General features: G+C 69.3%; 18 protein-coding genes and 1 tRNA gene. 13 read left to right on the forward strand and 6 right to left on the reverse strand.

Annotated features, from left to right (window positions below):
• Nucleotides 1-183: 183 nt before the first annotated feature.
• The 6 genes from topA to BM362_RS07475 all read left to right on the forward strand — a co-directional run bounded on the left by topA (nt 184) and on the right by BM362_RS07475 (nt 10,087).
• Complete coding sequence (gene topA, locus BM362_RS07450) at nt 184-3,060, forward strand: type I DNA topoisomerase (protein ID WP_208865111.1); 2,877 nt, start codon at nt 184-186, stop codon at nt 3,058-3,060.
• Nucleotides 3,061-3,121: 61 nt separating this feature from the next.
• Nucleotides 3,122-4,270, forward strand: coding sequence for an MFS transporter (locus BM362_RS07455; RefSeq protein ID WP_093572545.1), 1,149 nt, complete (start codon nt 3,122-3,124; stop codon nt 4,268-4,270).
• A 63-nt stretch (nt 4,271-4,333) separates the two neighbouring features.
• Nucleotides 4,334-5,185, forward strand: a complete 852-nt coding sequence (locus tag BM362_RS07460) for an ESX secretion-associated protein EspG (RefSeq protein WP_067576960.1) — start codon at nt 4,334-4,336, stop codon at nt 5,183-5,185.
• Nucleotides 5,186-6,022: 837 nt separating this feature from the next.
• A complete protein-coding gene (locus tag BM362_RS07465) occupies nt 6,023-6,613 on the forward strand; it encodes a hypothetical protein (RefSeq protein WP_202506954.1) in 591 nt (196 codons plus the stop codon).
• Nucleotides 6,614-6,761: 148 nt separating this feature from the next.
• Entirely contained in the window at nt 6,762-8,891 is a 2,130-nt protein-coding gene (locus tag BM362_RS07470; protein ID WP_067576956.1) for a bifunctional MFS transporter/dTMP kinase, read from the forward strand.
• Entirely contained in the window at nt 8,888-10,087 is a 1,200-nt protein-coding gene (locus BM362_RS07475) for a DNA polymerase III subunit delta' (protein WP_093572547.1), read from the forward strand. The genes BM362_RS07470 and BM362_RS07475 overlap by 4 nt, the downstream gene beginning before the upstream one ends.
• 95 nt (nt 10,088-10,182) lie before the next feature.
• Here BM362_RS07475 and BM362_RS07480 read toward each other — a convergent pair whose 3' ends face one another.
• Nucleotides 10,183-11,871 (reverse strand): hypothetical protein, encoded by a 1,689-nt coding sequence (locus BM362_RS07480; protein WP_067576952.1) that lies wholly within the window; start codon nt 11,869-11,871, stop codon nt 10,183-10,185.
• 130 nt (nt 11,872-12,001) lie between these two features.
• On the opposite strand from BM362_RS07480, the gene BM362_RS07485 reads away from it, so the two are divergent.
• Nucleotides 12,002-12,075 (forward strand) — tRNA-Thr (locus BM362_RS07485).
• A 78-nt stretch (nt 12,076-12,153) separates the two neighbouring features.
• Here BM362_RS07485 and BM362_RS48740 read toward each other — a convergent pair.
• Complete coding sequence (locus BM362_RS48740) at nt 12,154-12,429, reverse strand: hypothetical protein (protein WP_244287059.1); 276 nt, start codon at nt 12,427-12,429, stop codon at nt 12,154-12,156.
• A 277-nt stretch (nt 12,430-12,706) separates the two neighbouring features.
• A complete protein-coding gene (locus BM362_RS07495; RefSeq protein ID WP_093572548.1) occupies nt 12,707-13,297 on the reverse strand; it encodes a TetR/AcrR family transcriptional regulator in 591 nt (196 codons plus the stop codon).
• 87 nt (nt 13,298-13,384) lie between these two features.
• On the opposite strand from BM362_RS07495, the gene BM362_RS07500 reads away from it, so the two are divergent.
• Nucleotides 13,385-14,086: an SDR family NAD(P)-dependent oxidoreductase gene (locus tag BM362_RS07500; protein WP_093572549.1), complete on the forward strand. Its 702-nt coding sequence runs from the start codon at nt 13,385-13,387 to the stop codon at nt 14,084-14,086.
• A gap of 5 nt (nt 14,087-14,091) precedes the next feature.
• On the opposite strand, the gene BM362_RS07505 is transcribed toward BM362_RS07500, so the two are convergent.
• Nucleotides 14,092-14,283 (reverse strand): SRPBCC domain-containing protein, encoded by a 192-nt coding sequence (locus BM362_RS07505; protein ID WP_425285686.1) that lies wholly within the window; start codon nt 14,281-14,283, stop codon nt 14,092-14,094.
• Nucleotides 14,280-14,459 (reverse strand): hypothetical protein, encoded by a 180-nt coding sequence (locus BM362_RS50455; protein WP_420867552.1) that lies wholly within the window; start codon nt 14,457-14,459, stop codon nt 14,280-14,282. The genes BM362_RS07505 and BM362_RS50455 overlap by 4 nt, the downstream gene beginning before the upstream one ends.
• A gap of 85 nt (nt 14,460-14,544) precedes the next feature.
• Here BM362_RS50455 and BM362_RS07510 point away from each other — a divergent pair, with 85 nt between their 5' ends.
• The 3 genes from BM362_RS07510 to BM362_RS07520 all read left to right on the forward strand — a co-directional run bounded on the left by BM362_RS07510 (nt 14,545) and on the right by BM362_RS07520 (nt 15,850).
• Complete coding sequence (locus tag BM362_RS07510) at nt 14,545-14,976, forward strand: SRPBCC domain-containing protein (RefSeq protein ID WP_093572550.1); 432 nt, start codon at nt 14,545-14,547, stop codon at nt 14,974-14,976.
• Nucleotides 14,966-15,301 carry an ArsR/SmtB family transcription factor gene (locus BM362_RS07515; protein WP_093572551.1) on the forward strand — a complete coding sequence of 112 codons (336 nt, stop codon included), beginning with the start codon at nt 14,966-14,968 and terminating at the stop codon, nt 15,299-15,301. Before BM362_RS07510 ends, BM362_RS07515 begins: the two co-directional genes overlap by 11 nt.
• Nucleotides 15,302-15,403: 102 nt before the next feature.
• Nucleotides 15,404-15,850 carry a hypothetical protein gene (locus BM362_RS07520; RefSeq protein WP_067576942.1) on the forward strand — a complete coding sequence of 149 codons (447 nt, stop codon included), beginning with the start codon at nt 15,404-15,406 and terminating at the stop codon, nt 15,848-15,850.
• A gap of 47 nt (nt 15,851-15,897) precedes the next feature.
• Here the strand turns inward: BM362_RS07520 and BM362_RS07525 are convergent, their stop codons facing one another.
• Nucleotides 15,898-16,356, reverse strand: a complete 459-nt coding sequence (locus BM362_RS07525; RefSeq protein ID WP_037808306.1) for a GreA/GreB family elongation factor — start codon at nt 16,354-16,356, stop codon at nt 15,898-15,900.
• A gap of 122 nt (nt 16,357-16,478) precedes the next feature.
• On the opposite strand from BM362_RS07525, the gene BM362_RS07530 reads away from it, so the two are divergent.
• A complete protein-coding gene (locus BM362_RS07530) occupies nt 16,479-17,066 on the forward strand; it encodes a TetR/AcrR family transcriptional regulator (RefSeq protein WP_067576940.1) in 588 nt (195 codons plus the stop codon).
• Between the two features lie 19 nt (nt 17,067-17,085).
• Entirely contained in the window at nt 17,086-17,604 is a 519-nt protein-coding gene (locus tag BM362_RS07535) for a gamma carbonic anhydrase family protein (RefSeq protein ID WP_067576938.1), read from the forward strand.
• Nucleotides 17,605-17,689 lie beyond the last annotated feature (85 nt).

Genomic DNA, 17,689 nt, shown 5'->3' on the forward strand with positions numbered 1-17,689 from the left:
CGTGCTAGGTGTGGAGGAGAAACATCGTCGAGGTCAGCGGCGATCCGACGGGCAAGGCCCCGGCGGCTCGTCAGGGCACCTCGGCGCTGCGCGGACACCGGGGACGTGCACACTGACAGGTCGAGACGCGGGCGCAGTACCCCTCTGGTGCAGGGGTGAGAGCGCCGCTGCGGCGGCGCGGAGATGAGTGGAGAGCAGGGCAGCGTGGCAGGAACACGGACCAAGAAGAGCGGTACCGGGGGCAACGGTGCCGATCGACGGCGGCTGGTGATCGTCGAGTCGCCAACCAAGGCCCGCAAGATCGCCCCCTATCTCGGCGGCAACTACGTCGTCGAGTCCTCCGTCGGGCACATCCGGGACCTGCCCCGCGGCGCCGCCGACGTCCCCGCGCAGTACAAGGGCGAATCGTGGGCCCGGCTCGGCGTCGACATCGACAACGACTTCAAGCCGCTCTACATCGTCACCCCGGACAAGAAGTCCAAGGTCACCGAGCTGAAGGGGCTGCTGAAGGACGTCGACGAGCTCTACCTCGCGACGGACCCCGACCGCGAGGGCGAGGCCATCGCCTGGCATCTGCTGGAGACCTTGAAGCCCAAGGTCCCGGTGCGCCGGATGGTCTTCCACGAGGTCACCGAGCAGGCCATCCAGGCCGCCGCCGCGGCCACCCGCGAGCTGGACGCCGACCTCGTCGACGCGCAGGAAACCCGCCGCATCCTCGACCGGCTTTACGGCTACGAGGTCTCGCCGGTGCTGTGGAAGAAGGTCATGCCGAAGCTTTCGGCGGGCCGCGTGCAGTCCGTGGCGACGCGGATCGTCGTGGAGCGCGAGCGTGAGCGGATGCGCTTCACCTCGGCGTCGTACTGGGACATCTCGGCGACCATGGACGCCGGCGAGGACGCTTCGCCGCGTACGTTCCCGTCGCGGCTGGTCGCGGTCGACGGTGCGCGCCTCGCGACCGGTCGTGACTTCGACTCGAACGGTCAGCTCAAGGGCAACACGGCGGACATCCGCGTGCTTGGCGAGTCCGACGCCCGGGCGCTGGCCCAGGGGCTGCAGGACCGCGACTTCAAGGTCGCGAGCGTCGAAGAGAAGCCGTACACGCGCAAGCCGTACGCGCCGTTCATGACCTCGACGCTGCAGCAGGAGGCGGGCCGCAAGCTGCGCTTCACCTCCGAGCGCACGATGCGGGTCGCGCAGAAGCTGTACGAGAACGGTTACATCACCTATATGCGTACCGACTCCACGACGCTGTCGGAGTCGGCGATCACGGCCGCGCGAAACCAGGCAACGCAGCTGTACGGCAAGGAGTACGTCTCGCCGTCGCCGCGCCAGTACACGCGCAAGGTGAAGAACGCGCAGGAAGCGCACGAGGCGATCCGTCCCTCGGGTGAGGTCTTCCGTACGCCGGGCCAGGTCGCGAAAGAGCTGGACACCGACGAGTTCCGGCTCTACGAGATGATCTGGCAGCGCACCATCGCGTCGCAGATGGCGGACGCGAAGGGCACCACGATGTCGGTGCGCATCATCGGCACCGCCACGACCGGCGAGGAGTGCACCTTCGCCGCTTCGGGTCGCACGATCACCTTCGCCGGCTTCTTGAAGGCGTACGTCGAGGCAGTCGACTCCGAGGCCGGTGGCGAGGCCGATGACAAGCAGAGCCGGCTTCCGGTGCTGGTCAAGGACCAGGGTCTGACCGCGCCCGAGCTGTCCGCAGACGGCCACTCCACGTCGCCGCCCGCGCGCTACTCCGAGCCGAGCCTGGTCAGCAAGCTGGAAGAGCTGGGCATTGGCCGCCCGTCGACGTACGCGTCGATCATCAAGACCATCCAGGACCGCGGCTACGTCTGGAAGAAGGGCTCCGCCCTGGTTCCGTCGTGGGTCGCGTTCGCGGTGATCGGCTTGCTGGAGCGGCACTTCGAACGGCTGGTGGACTACAACTTCACCGCCGGGCTCGAAGACGAGCTGGACCGCATCGCCAGCGGCGACGAGCATCGCGTCGAATGGCTGTCGAAGTTCTACTTCGGCGGCGACTTCGGCGTCGAGGGTTCGGTCGGCCGTCTCGGCGGGCTGAAGAAGCTCGTCGACGGCAGTGTCGAGGGCATCGACGCGCGCGAGATCAACTCGATCCCGATGTTCAGCGACGCCGAAGGGCACCAGGTCGTGGTGCGCGTCGGCCGCTACGGGCCGTATCTGGAGCGTGAGGTCAACGGCGAGTCGCAGCGCGCGAATCTGCCCGAGGACCTGCCGCCGGACGAGCTGTCGCCGGAGATTGCGGAGAAGCTCTTCGCGACGCCGCAGGAGGGCCGCGTGCTGGGCACCGACCCGGTCAGCGGACACGAGATCGTGGCGAAGGAAGGCCGCTTCGGCCCGTACGTCACCGAGCTGCTGCCTGAGCCGGAGCTGCCCGAGGACGCCACCGCGGCGCAGAAGAAGGCCGCGAAGGCGAAGCTGCCGAAGCCGCGTACAGGCTCGCTGTTCAAGTCGATGTCGATCGAGACGATCACGCTCGACGACGCGCTGAAGCTGCTTTCGCTGCCGCGCGTCGTGGGTAAGGACCCGGAGTCGGGCGACGAGATCACCGCGCAGAACGGGCGCTACGGGCCGTACCTGAAGAAGGGCACGGACTCGCGGTCGATTCAGACCGAGGATCAGCTGTTCTCGATCACGCTGGAAGAGGCGCTGAAGATCTATTCGGAGCCGAAGCAGCGCGGCCGGTCGGCCACCGCGCGTCCGCCGCTGAAGGAACTCGGCGACGACCCGGTGTCGGGCAAGCCGATGGTGGTCAAGGATGGCCGCTTCGGCCCGTACGTGACCGACGGCGAGTACAACGCGACGCTGCGAAAGTCCGACAGCATCGAGGAACTCACCGCGGAGCGCGCCGCTGAGCTGCTGGCGGAGAAGCGCGCGAAGGGTCCGGCGCCGAAAAAGCGGACGACGCGCAAGGCACCGGCGAAGTCCACCGCGACCAAGTCGACCACGACGAAGTCCGCGGCGGCGAAGTCGACCACGGCGAAGAAGGCACCGGCTAAGCGAAGCAGTACCGCGACGAAGTCGAAGTAACGAGGATCCGAAGGGCCACCTGGAAAACTCCGGGTGGCCCTTTCTCGGATCAGGGGGATGGATGGGGGAGACGCAGCGCGCTCGTGCCGCGGTTTCCGTGGTTTTCGCGGTTTGTGGTGCGGCATTCGCTTCATGGGCGGCTCGAGTGCCTGCGGTGCAAGCGAAACTCGGCCTCAGCACCGGAGAACTCGGGATCGGGGTGTTCGGGCTGGCCGCCGGTTCGGTGGTCGCCTTGCTGGCCGCGGGGCCGTTGATCACGAAGATCGGCAGCAGGCGCGGGGTTCTTTGCGGAGCCGCGGTGTTGTGCGGTGGATTGCCGCTCGTCGCCTTCGCGCCGGACCTGCCGTTGTTCGTTGCCGCGCTCGTGGTGCTCGGAGTGGGCAACAGCCTGCTGGACGTCTCGATGAACGCGCACGCCGCGCGCGTCGAAGAGGCGTACGGGCGGCCGATTTTCGCTGGGTTCCACGCCTTCTGGAACATCGGCGGATTGGCGGGATCGGGTGCCGCGGCGCTGATGGAGGTCTGGCGGGTGCCGATCGAAGCGCACTTCGCCGGTGCTGGCGTGGTGCTGCTGGTGCTCGGGATTTTCGCCGCTTCGCAGTTCTTGCCGGGTGCCGATCGCGGACAGGGCGAGGCGGCGTTCGCCTTGCCCAGCAAGGCATTGATCCCGCTGGGCGTGATCGCGTTCTGCGGTTTCGTCGCGGAAGGCACGGTGAACGACTGGAGCGCGGTCTACCTCCGGGAGGTCACTACGGCGAGCGCGGCCGTCGCGTCGCTGGGCTACTTCGCGTTCTCGATCACGATGATCGGGGTGCGCACGGTGGCCGACCGGGTCGTCGAGCGCGTCGGCGCGGTGCTGTTCCTGCGGGTCGCGACCGCGGTGACGGTCGCCGGATTCCTGCTGGTGGTCGCGGTGCCGGCACCGATGGTCGCGGTGATCGGGTTCGCGGTGGTCGGACTCGGCGTGTCCGGGATCGTGCCGCTCGCGTGGAGCGCGGCCGGACGCAAGCAACCGGAGGCACCGGGGCGCGCGATCGCGGCCGTCGCGGCGTGCGGATACCTCGGGTTTCTCGCCGGTCCGGTGCTGGTCAGCGGCCTGAGCGGCGGAATCGGCCTGCACTGGACGCTCGCCGTGGTCGGCGCTCTTGTGGTGACGGTCGGCTTCCTCGCGCCCACGATGCGTGTCGGCGACCCGGTGTCGCGGCGCTGACCGACCGCTCGGCGCACGGATGGGTCGACTCGAACAAAAGTTCGAGAAATTGTCGGTACCAGGGTGTTCAATGACGGGGTGAGCAGTTCAGCACCCGTCGTCTTCGACGTCATCGACGAGGTCATCGGACCGCTGCGGGCCGAGATGCCGCAGCGGCCTTCGGTGATGGAGTTCTACGACCCGCATTTCCAGGTGCCGCCCGTGCTGGCCGAGGAGGAGCCCGCCGGAGCGGCTTCGGGACTGAGCTTGGCAGAGGAGGTCCGGCAGTCGTTCGGGCCGATGCTCGGCGCCGGGCTGGCCGAGGAGGTGGAGCAGTACACGCGATTCGTCGCCGGGATGACCGCGCTCGGGCTCGCCGCTGAGGGAGAGGTGACCGCCGAAGCGGTCGAGCTGTACCGAGTGCTGCGCGGCGGGTTCATCCGAGGAGTGGTCACCGGGGTGTTCCCGGCGAGCGAGGAGCCGTGGGAGGTGCGGTTCTTCGGAGACGAGGACTTCACCACGGTGATGAGCAAACTGGGCCGCCGGGCGCGGCTGCGGTCCGGGATGCTGAGCGCGCTGCCCGGATGGGTGTTCGACGGCCTGCCGGACCGCCCGCCCGGCCCTGGCCCCGCAGTGCGCATAGAGACCGACGACAGCGGCCTGATCCCGCGGGCGGCGTGGGGAGACCTGGACGTCATCCGGCAAGCGGTGGCCCGGCCCCGGCAGGGAACGGTGCTGGTGGACCTGGCAGTACGGGACGCGGTGCTGGCGGAGTACCCGCACGGAGCGTTCGGGCTGGTGGACAACGATCAGGGGAGGTACCAGTTCCGGGCCGCGCCACGAGGCGGAGGCGGCGGATGGGTGGTGACGTGGTCTCCGGCTACCCGGGGGACCGCGGAGGCGTGGATCGTGGAGGCGGTGCGCGGTCATGCTTGACCGGAGGTGCTGGCGGCCGGACCGGATCTGGTCGGTCGAGTCCGGGGTGTCGGACCGAGCGCGGGACAGTCCAGCTGGAGTCTGGGACGTTCCTGGCTGAGCGCGGGGCGGCCCGGCCGAGCGTGGGACAGTCCGGCTGAGCCGCGCTGGTCCGGGCTGAGCCGCGCTGGTCCGGGTTGTGCCGGGTTGTGCCGGGTTGGTCCGGGCTGGTCCGGGCTGGTCCGGGTTGTGCCGGGCTGTGTGCTGGCTGGTCCGGGTTGTGCCGGGCTGTGTTCCGGCTGCGGCTGGCTGTCCCGGGCTGTGCTGGGCTGTGTGCTGGCTGGGGCTGGTTGTGCCGGGTTGTGCTCCGGCTGCGTTCCGGCTGGGGCGAGCCTGGCTCAGTCGCGCTCAGTGCCTCTCCGGGCGGACCCGGTCGGTTCGTCCACGCCGCAACCGGTCCGCCAACCGGCTGACCCGCCAGCTCGATCGATCTGTCAGCCGGGCCAGCTCGGGCCAGCCGGGACAGCCCGGGCCGGTCTGTCGGTCCCGCCCGCCCGTCGGCCGAAGTCAGCCCTGCCGACCTGTCGGTCCTGTGCGCTCATCAGCCAAGCCCGGTCACCCCAGCTCCTGCAGCCAGCCAGTCCTGCCCCTGAAGTCCAACCCCGCCCCCTCGGCCCGGCCCAGGGTTCCCCGTGCCAAAACCCCTCCGCCCGGCCGTCTGTCGGCGGTCACTGGTCCGGGTGGCGCGCCTTCCCCCGGGCGCGGGCAGTAGTGGTTCTGCGGCCATTGGGTGGATGCGGGGACCGGTACTCTCGCCGACACTGGACTCGCCGGACATTCCGTAGTGAGGTGGTCGCCATGAGCACGAGCGACGGGACTCCGTTTTTTCCCGCCTCCGGGCCGGACCGGGACGGGACGTTGGCCGGCGAGGTCGGCGAGGTCGGGGGCGAGCGGTTCTCCGATCCGTTGTCCGGGTTCGAGATGGCGTCCGGCCGCGCGCCCCGGCCGTTGCCGACCGCCAAGCCGGTTCAGCATGATCCCGAAGAGGTCAAGCGGATGGTCGAGGCCGCGCTGAAAGAGGAAGCCAAGAAGAAGGAAGTCGTCAAGACGCCGAATCCGGTTCCGCCGTCCGACCGGCCGGATCTGGTTCCGCTCGGGTTGCTGCCGCGGCAGCGGACGTGGCCGACCAAGGCTCCGCAGCTGCTGAAGAAGGTGCCCCGGCCGCGGCCGAAGCGGGTCACCGAGATCGCTGACGACGACATCGAGGAGGAGCTCGCCGAACGGCAGAGCCGGCGTGGGCTGCCCTCGATCAGCATGCCCAGCTTCGGGCGTCCCTCCAGCAGCACGGCGGGCGTGGTGCTCGCTGTGGTGTTGCTCATCGTGTTCGGAATTGTCGCGATCGAGCTCATCGCTAGCCTGGTGAGCAGTGTGAAGGGGCTGTTCGGCTGACGCCCGCTGACCTCGTATATCACGGGGCGTGCCCTCCTCCCGTCCGCGGCGGGACTACCCTGGCGGCTACACGGTCGGGGGATCCGCAGGGGTCGCCTGACTCCGCCGTGACAAGTGGGGTGGGCGTATCAGCGAGGGCGTACGGTCGGTGCCCGGCACCGGCCCGGGCGGATCGGGCGGGACGTCCACGATTCACCGGGCCCGCCGAGTGCTGGCGATCAAGCCGTTCCGTCGGCTGTGGGGCGTCACGTATCTGTGCAGTGTCGCCGACTGGCTGAACCTGCTGAACCTGACCAGCCTGAGCACCAAACTCCTCGACAACTACTCCGCGCAGAACTACGCGTTCGTCGGCGTCGTCGTCACCGCGCTGCTGCCCGGCCTGTTGTTCGCGCCGGTCGGCGGCCTGCTCGCGGACCGGTTCGACCGGCGCAAGATCATGGTCATCTGCGACCTGCTGCGCTGCGGGTTCCTGCTCTCGATCGCCATCATCGGGGCACCGTGGTGGCTGTTCGTGGCGAACTTCCTGGTCGGCTGCTGTTCGATCATGTGGATCCCGTCCAAGGACGCGGCGGTGCCGAACCTGCTGCGCCGCCCCGAGCAGGTCGAGACCGCCAACCAGCTGGGCATGGTGATGACCTACGGCCTCGCCGTCATCACCGCCGCCGGGGCGAACGCGCTGATCCAGGGCGCGAACTCCACGTTCCAGCTCTTCCAGGGCCCCGGGGTCGACCTCTACATCGCCAAGGTCGTCGTCGTCATCACCGGCCTGCTGTACCTGATCAGCGGCATTCTCGTCGCCACCCGCATCCCCGAACTGTCCCTGCGCGACGTTCACTCGCTGCCGCAGCAGAAAGTCAAGCGGGCTGACGAGGAGAAGTTCGGCTTCGGCGCGATGATGCGCGACGGGCTGAAGTTCGTCCGCAGCACGCCGATCGTCCGCGGCCTGCTGATCGGTGCCTTCGGCGCGTTCGCGGCCGGTGGCGCGGTCATCGGCGCGGCCAAGCCGTACTCGTCGTCGCTGCTCGGTGGAGACGCGGCGTTCAACCTGCTGATGCTGGCCGTGTTCATCGGCCTCGCTCTCGGGATGGCGCTGGCCCCGAAGCTCGCGCACCGGCTCCCGCACGACCGGCTGTTCGGCATCTCGATCGTCCTCGCCGGGCTCGCGCTCGGCGTCGTCGCGTTGTCGCCGCACCTGGCGATCTCGGTCGGCGCGGTCGCCTTCGTCGGCATCTGCGCCGGCACCGCCTTCCTCACCGGCGTCACGATCATCGGCTCCCGGGTCGAGGACGCGATCCGCGGCCGGATCAACGCGATCTACCAGGCGATGCTCAAGATCGTGCTGTTCGGCGCGACGGTGGTCACGCCGGTGTTGATCGGCCTGGTCCGGCAGCGCAACGTCACCCTGTTCGGCACGCCGATCATCGTCGACGGCACGCGCCCGGTCATCCTCGGCGGCGGCCTGCTCGCCGTGCTGCTCGGCATCATCGCCTACCGGCAGATGGACGAGCGGCGCACCGAGAAGATCTTCAGCGACCTGCGCAACGCGCTGCGCCGCAACCCGCGCCGCGTCAACGGCTTCCTGATCGCCGTCGAGGGCACCACCGCGGTCAACACCGCCGAGCAGGCCGCTCGCCTCGCGCGCTGGCTCGGCACCGGCACCCGGCCGGTCGTGCTCAGCGCCGACCCGGCGCTCGGCGAACAACGCTTCCGCACGCTTGTTTCGGACGCTGCCCTCACCGGGGTGCGGGCGCAGGCGCTCGTCGCCGCGGCCGTGCGCGCCGAGCTGGTGGAACGCCAGATCCAGCCCGCGCTCGACGGCGGGTCCGTCGTCGTCATGGAACGCTTTGTCGACTCCCCGCTCGCGTCGCTGTCCGCGGCGGGCGAGCTGGACCGCGCCGAGCTGGAAGGCCTGGTCGACTGGGCCACCGGACGGCTCCGCCCGGACCTCACCGTGCTTCTCGACTCCGCGCACCCGGATGACCCGCAGCCGTCGCTGAAGGACCAGCTGTGGGTGCAGAAGCTGCTCGCCGAGATGGCCGCCGCCGACCCGGACCGGTACGTGGTGGTCGACGCCGAGGCCTCCGACGACGAGGTGGCGGGCCGCGTCCGCAGCGCCGTCCAGTCGGTCTTCGCCGGGCTCGCCCCCGCGGAACCGCCGGAGGACGAGCCCGAGGACGCGGCTGGCGCGGACGTCGCAGAGGCGGCGGCCGCCGAAGCGGAACCGCCGGAGAACGGCGCGGACGCGCTGTCCGCAATGTCCAAAGTGGAGGATCGGTGACGACCCCGATCGGCGTCTGGACAGAGCTTGTCGGCCAGGAGCCTGCCGTGGAAACGCTGTCCACCGCGGCGGCCGCGGCAGCCAAGATCGTTGCTGGCGAAGCTGTCGCGCCAGCGGCGATGACCCACGCCTGGCTCCTGACTGGACCGCCGGGCTCCGGCCGTTCGGTCGCCGCGCGCGCGTTCGCCGCGGCCCTGCAGTGCAGCACCGGAACCGGTTGCGGCGCTTGCCCCGGCTGCCGGACGACGATGGCCGGCACCCACGCGGACGTGCGGCTGGTCGTCCCGGAAGGACTGTCCATTTCGGTCGCCGAGATGCGCGCGCTCGTGCAGGCCGCGGCGCGACGGCCGACGACCGGCGAGTGGCAGGTCGTGATCATCGAGGATGCCGACCGGCTCACCGAGGGCGCTTCGAACGCGCTGCTCAAGGCTGTGGAAGAGCCACCCGCCCGCACCGTCTTCCTGCTGTGCGCGCCGTCGGATCACCCGGAGGACGTCTCGGTCACCATCCGTTCGCGGTGCCGGCTGGTTCCGCTGCGCACTCCGCCCGCCGAGGCGATCGCGCAGGTGCTGATCTCCCGGGACGGCGTCGAGCCCGAGCGCGCCAACTGGGCCGCGGCGGTGTGCAACGGTCACGTCGGCCGCGCGCGTCGCCTCGCCACTGATGAAGCCGCTCGGCAGCGTCGCGCTACCGTGTTGCGGATTCCGCTCGGACTGCGCCGTCCGGACGACGTTTTCACCAGCGCTGACCAGTTGATCAGCGCGGCGGAAGCGGACGCGGGCGAGGAAAGCAAGGGCCGCGACGAGCAGGAACGCTCCGAGCTGCGCACCGCGATGGGCGGCGACGGCACCGGCAAGGGCGTCGCCGGAGCGAAACGTGCCGCTGAGGCCGCGGTGAAGCAGCTGGAGAAGCGCCAGAAGTCTCGCGCGACGCGGACCCAGCGCGACACGCTCGACCTCGCCTTGGTCGACTTGGCGGGCTTCTACCGCGACGTCCTGGTGACGACCACCCGTTCCGGTGCGACGCTGACGCATCCAGACCACTCCGAGCAGATCAACTCGGCTGCGGCTTCCTGGTCGCCGGAGTCGACGCTGCGCCGCTTGGAGGCGGTGCTGGAGTGTCGTGACGCGATCGGGTTGAACGTGAAGCCGCGGATCGCGGTGGAAGCGATGGTTACCACGCTGCGCCAAGGCTGACTCGTGAGTGTTGATCACAGTGAGAACCGTGATCAACACTCACCAGAAAACGGCCCCCTCGCCAGCCAGCGAGAGAGCCGTTTCCCTGCCTAACGTCAGTCGCGCGGATGCGGCGACGGCTTGAACGGGGTGTCCGGACCGCCGGTCGGCCGGTTCAGCACCAGCGCGGGACGCCGCCGGTGCGGGAACGCCGCGACCAGCACGACGCCGAGCAGCAGCATCGCCGTACCCGTCCAGAACAGCGGCACCGTGTCGTACGCGCCGTTCGTGTAGGCCAGGTGCTTCACCGGACCAGCCGGTGCGGCACCACCCTGGGGCGGGGCAGGCGGAGTCGTCGTCGAACCGCATACGACGCCGCCGGTCGGGGCGTAGGAGCGGGCGACCTGCTCGCCAAGCGACAGCTGCGCCAGCGACGACGGCAGGTTGTCGCCAGCCTGCTTCGGCAGCAGCGACTTCAGCTTCTGCGTCGGCAGCACCTGGAGGTCGAGCAGCCGCGCGGCCGCGCCGATCTGGTAGCCCTTGAACGGCGTGGTCGCCTCGGACTGCTTCTGGTCGAGGTTCGCGATGCTCAGCCGCAGCACACCGAGGTCGAGCACCTTGTTAGTGGTGTCGCCGAGCTGCTGGAGGCCCTTCGTCGCGGTGGCGACGAGGCCGCCGACCACCGGCACGTTGTCCAGCGCGCCGAACTGGTCGCTCAGCGGCGAGAGCGGCAGGCCGATCGGGATGTCCTTGGTCGGGTGCGCCGCGTCGAGCGTGTACAGCGTCTTGCCGCCGGCCGCGATGGTGATCACCGGAGCCTGGTAGTCCACCTTGGACGTCTTCGCGTCGCCGGTGGAGGTGACGGTGAGCGTCGGCTGGCTGGCCACCTTGAGGTTCAGTTCGAGCGGGGTGCCCTTGAGGATGTTGATGTCCGCCGCCTGCAGCGTGGACTTCGACTGCACCGCCTTGTTCTTCGAACCGGGGATGTCGACGAGCTTGACCTGCGACCGCGACGACAGCGTGTTCGGCAGGCTCAGCAGCGAACCGGTGCCCGCGGTGGGCGTCTGGCCGCTGCCGGGAAGCAGGCCGCCGAGGCTCTGCAGGCCGCTCTTCGGGTCGAAACCCTGCGCGAGCTGGGTGTTGTCCGGCAGTTTCAGCCCGCCGTTGCCGAGCAGCGGGACCTGCGGCAGCGTCGGGATGACGTTCAGCAGCGACAGGCTGGCGACGGACGTGCTGGAGTCGGCGATCGTGTCCACGCACGGGCCGAGCGATTCGCTCCAGCGGGCGTGCGCGGTGCCGTTGAGCAGCCCGACGTTGAGCAGCGGGTTCGACGGCGCGTTCAGGCCTCCGCTGATCTCCTTCGGGTTGTCCGGCAGCGCGGTCTGCACGAGGCTGCCCGGCGTCTGCGGAGCCTGGCCCCCGACGGCCAGCCCGAACGGAGACGACTGCGCGATCGACTTCTCGTAGGCCAGGTAGGCCTCCGAGTTCGCCGACGCGCTGGACAGTCCCATCCCCGCTTCGAGCGCGGACTGCTTAGGCAGGGTCTGGCCGAAGCCCGGAAGGATCGTGCTCGTGGTGACCGAGTTCGGCAGCAACCGCAGGACGCCGAGCGCAGTACCCGCGTCGCCCACCGCGTGCCCGAGCGGCTGCGGCCCGATGGGCGCGGACGCGGGCGGCTGCGAGGGGTTGTTCGGCTGCGGGATCGGCGTCGTCGGAATCTCCTGCGCACCGGCCGGCGCAGCCAGAAGCAGCAGCAACGCGGCAGTTGCGGGTACCGCCAGCGCACGGGGCAGTCTTCGCTGCATGTGCCGGGTCCTCCAGTGGATCGCCGGGTCGGGGGGGGGTGAGACCGAAGTCATAGGAGCCTAACGACGCGGCCCCCGCAAGGTGACGCACCACGCCTCCGCTACACTGGTGACCGTCGCACAGCGGCATGCCGCCTTAGCTCAGTCGGCCAGAGCGATTCACTCGTAATGAATAGGTCGGGGGTTCGATTCCCCCAGGCGGCTCCCAGGTCAGGCCCTATCCGAAGCAGTTCGGATGGGGCCTGAGTCGTTTCGGGGGCAGCCTGCTCGGCTTCCCTGAATTCACCCGTTAGGGGAGCCGCTCGGTTCAGCGAGCAACTCCAGCCCGCCGGGCCCGAGCCGGAGGACGGACGGGACCAGTTCCGTCGTCTCGTACGGTGAAGTAAGCACTTGCTCCCGTACGGTGTCCGCCATGCCGGAACCCGCCTTGGCAAGCGAGACCAGCACGTCCCCGCCCGAACTGCGGACCTCGAACTTCAGCCCGCGGACCAGGCAGCCGAATCCGACGTCGAGCGGTGCGTCCAGCTCCTCCCGCTGGTGCCGGGTGATGTGCTCCATCCCGATTTTGCCTCGGGAGTCCGCGACACCACCGCGAGCGCGACCGACAATTTGCCGGGCACGAGTGGGCGGTGCGGGAGTGCGTCGAGCAGCCCGGTGCGTGGCGAGGACGCGCTCCAGAGGATCGGCAGTATCTCCTCGGCGCTTTTCCGCGGCTCGGCCATGGCAGTGCGGGCTTCGGCGAGGGCGCGGTCCCATTCACCGGGACCTGGCCGGGTGAAGCTGTAGCTGCACTGGGCTTTCCGGAAATTCTTGGCGATGAACTTCTGGTCGGCCGCTAGGCTTTCCTTGAAGGGTCTTCGCGCAGTCCGGCGAGGCTGAACGACAGTGTGCGCCGCCATGCGTCCGGGGTTGCCTCGACGGTCTCGCGCACGATCAGCGCGTTCGTGAAGATCAGCAGCATCAGATCGTCGGAGGTGACATCCGCGCGCAGCGTCCCGGACCGTTGCGCGCGTTCGAGCAGCCGGACCGATTTGGCGAGTTCGGCCGTGCACCGCGCGGTCAGTTCAGGCGCGTCCTGGAGTTGCCGGCTGATCGCGTCCCGGAACGCGGGGTCGTCGGCTTGCTGTTCGCACAGCACCGTCACGTAGGTGACGAACGATTCCCACGGATCGTCGACCGCCTCCGCCTGGCGCATCGCCTCGTCCATCCGCGCGGCGACCAGTTCGGGCATCACCGCGTCGATCAGCGCTTCCCGCCCGCCGAAGCGGTTGTAGAGAGTTCCGGCGCTGACACCCGCTCGCTGCGCGATCTCCTCCAGCGGCACCGTCAAACCCTTCTCCCGGAAGGCTTCCGCCGCCGCGGTGAGGAGCCGTTCCTGGTTGCGGCGGGCGTCTCGGCGCAGCGTGGGCTTCCCCTCCGTTTTCACCGGGTCATCGTAGGTCCGGGCGAGGAAGTTGACAACAGCCTCAACTTGGCGTCAAAGTTGAGGCTGTCATCAACTTATGGAGGTTCCGTGTCCAAGACTCTCGTTCTCCTCGGTGCCGGCACCGGCCTTGGCCCCGCGATCGCCCGGTGCTTCGGCGGTGAGGGATTCCGCGTCGCGCTCGTCGCGCGCAATCGCGAACGGCTCGCCGCACTGGCCGGTCAACTGGGTGCGGAGGGCATCGAAGCCGCGGTGTTTCCGGCGGATCTAGCGCGCCCAGCGGAGATCCCGGCGTTGGTCGACGCGATTCGGAACCGCTTCGCGCGGATCGACGTGGTGTCGTACGCGCCCTTGGATCTGAACGGATTCACGCCCGCTGCCGAGCTGACGCCCGCGACCGCGCAGCAGCTCCTCGACCTGTATTTCCTCACCCCGATCGCCTTGGTTCAGGCCGTGTTGGGGGAGCTGCGCGACCGCGGCGAGGGCAGCATTTTGATCAGCCAGAGCGTCTCGGCCACCCAGCCAGCGCCCGTCCTCAGCGGCATCGGTCCGGCGATGGCCGCGACCCGCAACTACATCCAGAGCCTGGCGGCCGAAATCTCGCCCGACGGGGTGCACGCGGCGACGCTTCAAATCGGAGCCATGATCCGGGGCAGCGGCGTCCACGCCGCATTGCTGTCGGGTGCTATCGGACCCAATTCGGAGTTCCCGGAGATCGATCCGGCCGACATCGCGGAGACGCTGTGGGAGATGCACGCCAAGCGCGACACTTCCGATTTCCAGCTCCCCTGAGGGGACTACTTGGCCGGGGCGGCGGATTCCGGGATCGGCTCGCCGACGCCAGTCGTCAGCAACGCGTGCAGGCTCGTGGTGACGCAACTCGTCCAACCGCGCGAGCACTCGCGGTAGCAGGTCTGGTCCGGAGTGAAGCCGTGGTGCGTGAAGCGCAGCGTCGTTCCGTTCGGGCCTGGCGTGATGTCGAAGCTCATCCGCGTGTCGGTCCATTCGTCGTGCTGGTCGACGAAGGCGACGTACGCGTCCTCGACATGCCAGGCGACGCGGCACCGGTGATTGTCTTGCTGAACCAGCTTCGGACGTCGGTGACCGCGGCGAAGACCTCCTCGGGGGTGCGGTCGACGGTCAGCTCGGTGGTGAAGGAGTTCATCGGACTTCCTTTCGCCAAGTAATGCAACTGCCTGGTTGCGTCAATGGAGTGTGGTTGCCTAGGCCCGGCCCGGAAGGAGCACGAAATGGGGTTTCCCGACCGCATCGAGCGGACGGTCGAGCTGGCGCAGCCGCCCGCGACGGTGTGCACGGCGCTGACCACGGCGGACGGCCTGAGCGCCTGGTTCGGCGACGAGGCCGAGATCGACCTGCGTCCGGGCGGGCTCGGACGCGTCGCGTGGATCGGCGACCGCAGTGCCGAAATCCGGGTCGCGCGTGTCGAGGAGCCAGCGGTGTTCGGGTTCACCTGGCAGGTCGACGGGATGCCGGAGGACGACCCGCGACGCACGTACGTCGAGTTCACCCTGCACGCGCGCGACGGCGGAACCCGGCTCACCGTCGTCGAATCCGGGTTCGCGCAGCTGCCGGACGGCCAGTACCCGGCGACCTACCGTTCGCACCTCGAAGGCTGGGCCCGCGAACTGGACGAGCTGGCGGCCAGTCTCGATGGCAGCTGACTCCGAAGCGGTCGCCGAGCAGGTTTTCGCCGCGCTCGCCGATCCGACCCGGCGTGCGATCCTCGCCGAGCTGGCCGCGCGCGGTCCGGCGACGGCGACGGACCTGGCGGCGCGCCTTCCGATCACCCGGCAGGCGGTCGCCAAGCACCTCGGCCTGCTGTCCGACGCCGGGTTGGTCGTCGCTGAACCCGGTGAGCGCCGCCGCGTGCGGTACCGGCTCGATTCCGCGCCGATGCGCGTCGCGCAGCAGTTCCTCGCCGCGCTCGCGCGGGACTGGGACGGACCGCTCGCCGCGCTGCGGGCCCATCTCGACCGCGAAGAATGACCGCGATTTCACTCGTCTGAGGGACGGAGTCAGCCGACTGGCCAGCCGCAAAGGGCCGGAAGAACGAGGGCGGGACAGGCGGGTCCCGGTTGACTGGAAGCCATGAACAGCGTGCGGAACAAGGCGGTACTGGCCGCGACCGGGATCGCGGCTTTGGCCACGGTCGCGGCGTGCGGACTCGGTGCCTCGGTCGAGGAGAAGTCGAACGGCCACGTGAAGGCGGTTTCCTACGACAACGGAAAGCAGGGCAAAGCCAACTCGGACGCCCGGCTTCCGTCGTGGGTGCCCGACGACGCGAAGTCGGTCACCGAACTGATCCGCACCACCGGTTCGGAACGGATTCTGCGCTATCAGCCAGGTCCGTCGGGCCTGCCCGCGCTGTGCCAGCCGGGGAAGGCCGAGGCGAAAGCTCCGACGCTCACCGCGGACTGGTGGCCGGCGGGCGAGCACAAACGGATGGACAAGGACTGCGGCGGCTGGCACGTCGCGGTCGAGACTGACGGCGTGTTCGCCTATCAGGCCGAAACGGTGGCCAACGCGGACAAATAACAGTGGCCGCCCTGGAAACCGGGGCGGCCACTGCCTGTCCTATGAGGTCAGTTGGCGGGCGGGGTCAGCTTCAGCACCGTCGCGGTGGCTTGCCCGCGCGGGGTGCGGTAGCTGATTTCCTCGCCTGCCTTCGCGTTGGCCAGCGCGAGGCCGAGCGGGCTGTCCGAGGTGATCGCGTCGGCGTCCTCGCCGGGAAGGGTCACCACGGTGAACTCTTCCTCGTCACCGTCGGAAAAACGCAGCGAAACCCGCGTGCCGTCGGGAAGCAACGAGCTGTCGTACGCGCCGTGCTCCAGCTTCGCGGTGACGTCGGCGATCTGCCGGTCCAGCCGCGCCGCTGCCTCGGCGCGGTCGATCACGTCCGCCTGGTCGGCGGCGTCCCCCGTGCGTTCCTGCTCGCCCGGCTGCGGCGATAGCGCCTCGCGTTGCGCGCGCAGATCCGCGATTTCCTTCTCCAGCTGACGGCGCGCCGCCTCGCTGAGCCCCTTGTCCCCTGAGATCACCATGCCGGGCATTGTCCGCTGCGCGGACCGGGGTGGCCAATCCGGTTTTTCACCCGCCGGAAGACGTTGGGACGACTGGCCTAGGATTCAGGGCTGCTGTCCTGACGAACGTAACGAGGATCACCGTGAGCGCCCTACCCGGTCGCAGCACCCAGCTGTCGCCCAACCAGTTGCAGAAGCAGGAACTGATCGTCGAAGCGGCGCGCCAGGTCCTCGCCCGCGAAGGGCTCGCCGGCTGCACGGTACGCGCGATCGCCGAGGCCGGACCGCTCACCAAGAGCGCGATCCACTACTACTTCGCCGACATCGACGTGCTCATCGACCGGGCGATGGCCGCGCACATCAACATTTTCGCGGCGGAGCTGCGCAAGGTCGCGGACAAGCACTCCGACCCGCGCAAACGGCTTTTCGCGGTGACCGAGGCCTACCTCGCCGAATTCGCCGATCACCCGCGCGGCGCGTTCCTCTGGTTCGAGTACTGGATCGCGGCGGGCCGCGCGCAGCATCCGCAGGCGATCGACGCGATGCTCACCTCGATCACCGAACTGCTCGTCGAACTCCTCGGCCCGCTCGACGTCGACGATCCGCGTGCCCGCGCCCGCTCGCTGCTGAGCTATCTGCTCGGCGCGGTGGTGCAGCAACGCGTCCGGCCGCGGTCGTCCGCGAGCCTCCGCGGCGACATCGAGGCGCTCTGCTTCGCCGGATACCGCTGACGCCGCTTAGGCTCCCGGCATGCCTTTGTTCTCCTTGGACGGCGTCAGCCCGCAGGTTCACCCGGACGCTTGGATCGCTCCCACCGCCACCCTGATCGGCAACGTGACCGTCGAGAAGGACGCTTCGGTGTGGTACGGCGCGGTGATCCGCGCGGACTTCGGTCCGATCGTCATCCGCGAGGGCGCGAACATCCAGGACAACTCGGTGATCCACTCCGGACCCGAGATGACCGAGGTCGGCCGCAACGTCACCGTCGGGCACCAGTGCCTCGTGCACGACTGCACGGTCGGCGAACAGGCGTTGATCGGCAACGGATCCACGGTCCTCGACCGCGCGGTGATCGGACCGCGCGCGTTCGTCGCCGCGGGGTCGACGGTCACGCCCGGCACCGAGGTCCCAGCGGAGATGATCGCGATGGGCAGCCCGGCGAAGAAGTTCGTGGAACTCACCGATTCCGCGCGCGTGTGGGTCGACCACAACGCGGCGGTCTACCAGGAACTCGCGCGGCGGCATCGCAGCGGCCTAGAGCAGGTCTGAGCCCGTTTCCCGCGGACCGGACGCCCCTGGCGGAGTGCACTAAACTCCGTCCCGCAGCAGCGACTGGCGCCATTCAAGAGGTGGA

The sequence above is a fragment of the Amycolatopsis rubida genome, assembly GCF_900115345.1.
Taxonomy (GTDB): Bacteria; Actinomycetota; Actinomycetes; order Mycobacteriales; family Pseudonocardiaceae; genus Amycolatopsis; species Amycolatopsis rubida.

Bases quoted from the DNA above. Each gene is read 5' to 3' on its own strand.
- topA (WP_208865111.1), top strand. From the start codon at position 184: ATGAGTGGAGAGCAGGGCAGCGTGGCAGGAACACGGACCAAGAAGAGC.
- BM362_RS07455 (WP_093572545.1), top strand. From the start codon at position 3,122: ATGGGGGAGACGCAGCGCGCTCGTGCCGCGGTTTCCGTGGTTTTCGCG.
- BM362_RS07465 (WP_202506954.1), top strand. From the start codon at position 6,023: ATGAGCACGAGCGACGGGACTCCGTTTTTTCCCGCCTCCGGGCCGGAC.
- BM362_RS07480 (WP_067576952.1), bottom strand. From the start codon at position 11,871: ATGCAGCGAAGACTGCCCCGTGCGCTGGCGGTACCCGCAACTGCCGCG.
- BM362_RS48740 (WP_244287059.1), bottom strand. From the start codon at position 12,429: ATGGAGCACATCACCCGGCACCAGCGGGAGGAGCTGGACGCACCGCTC.
- BM362_RS07505 (WP_425285686.1), bottom strand. From the start codon at position 14,283: ATGAGCTTCGACATCACGCCAGGCCCGAACGGAACGACGCTGCGCTTC.
- BM362_RS50455 (WP_420867552.1), bottom strand. From the start codon at position 14,459: ATGAACTCCTTCACCACCGAGCTGACCGTCGACCGCACCCCCGAGGAG.
- BM362_RS07510 (WP_093572550.1), top strand. From the start codon at position 14,545: ATGGGGTTTCCCGACCGCATCGAGCGGACGGTCGAGCTGGCGCAGCCG.
- BM362_RS07515 (WP_093572551.1), top strand. From the start codon at position 14,966: ATGGCAGCTGACTCCGAAGCGGTCGCCGAGCAGGTTTTCGCCGCGCTC.
- BM362_RS07520 (WP_067576942.1), top strand. From the start codon at position 15,404: ATGAACAGCGTGCGGAACAAGGCGGTACTGGCCGCGACCGGGATCGCG.
- BM362_RS07525 (WP_037808306.1), bottom strand. From the start codon at position 16,356: ATGGTGATCTCAGGGGACAAGGGGCTCAGCGAGGCGGCGCGCCGTCAG.
- BM362_RS07535 (WP_067576938.1), top strand. From the start codon at position 17,086: ATGCCTTTGTTCTCCTTGGACGGCGTCAGCCCGCAGGTTCACCCGGAC.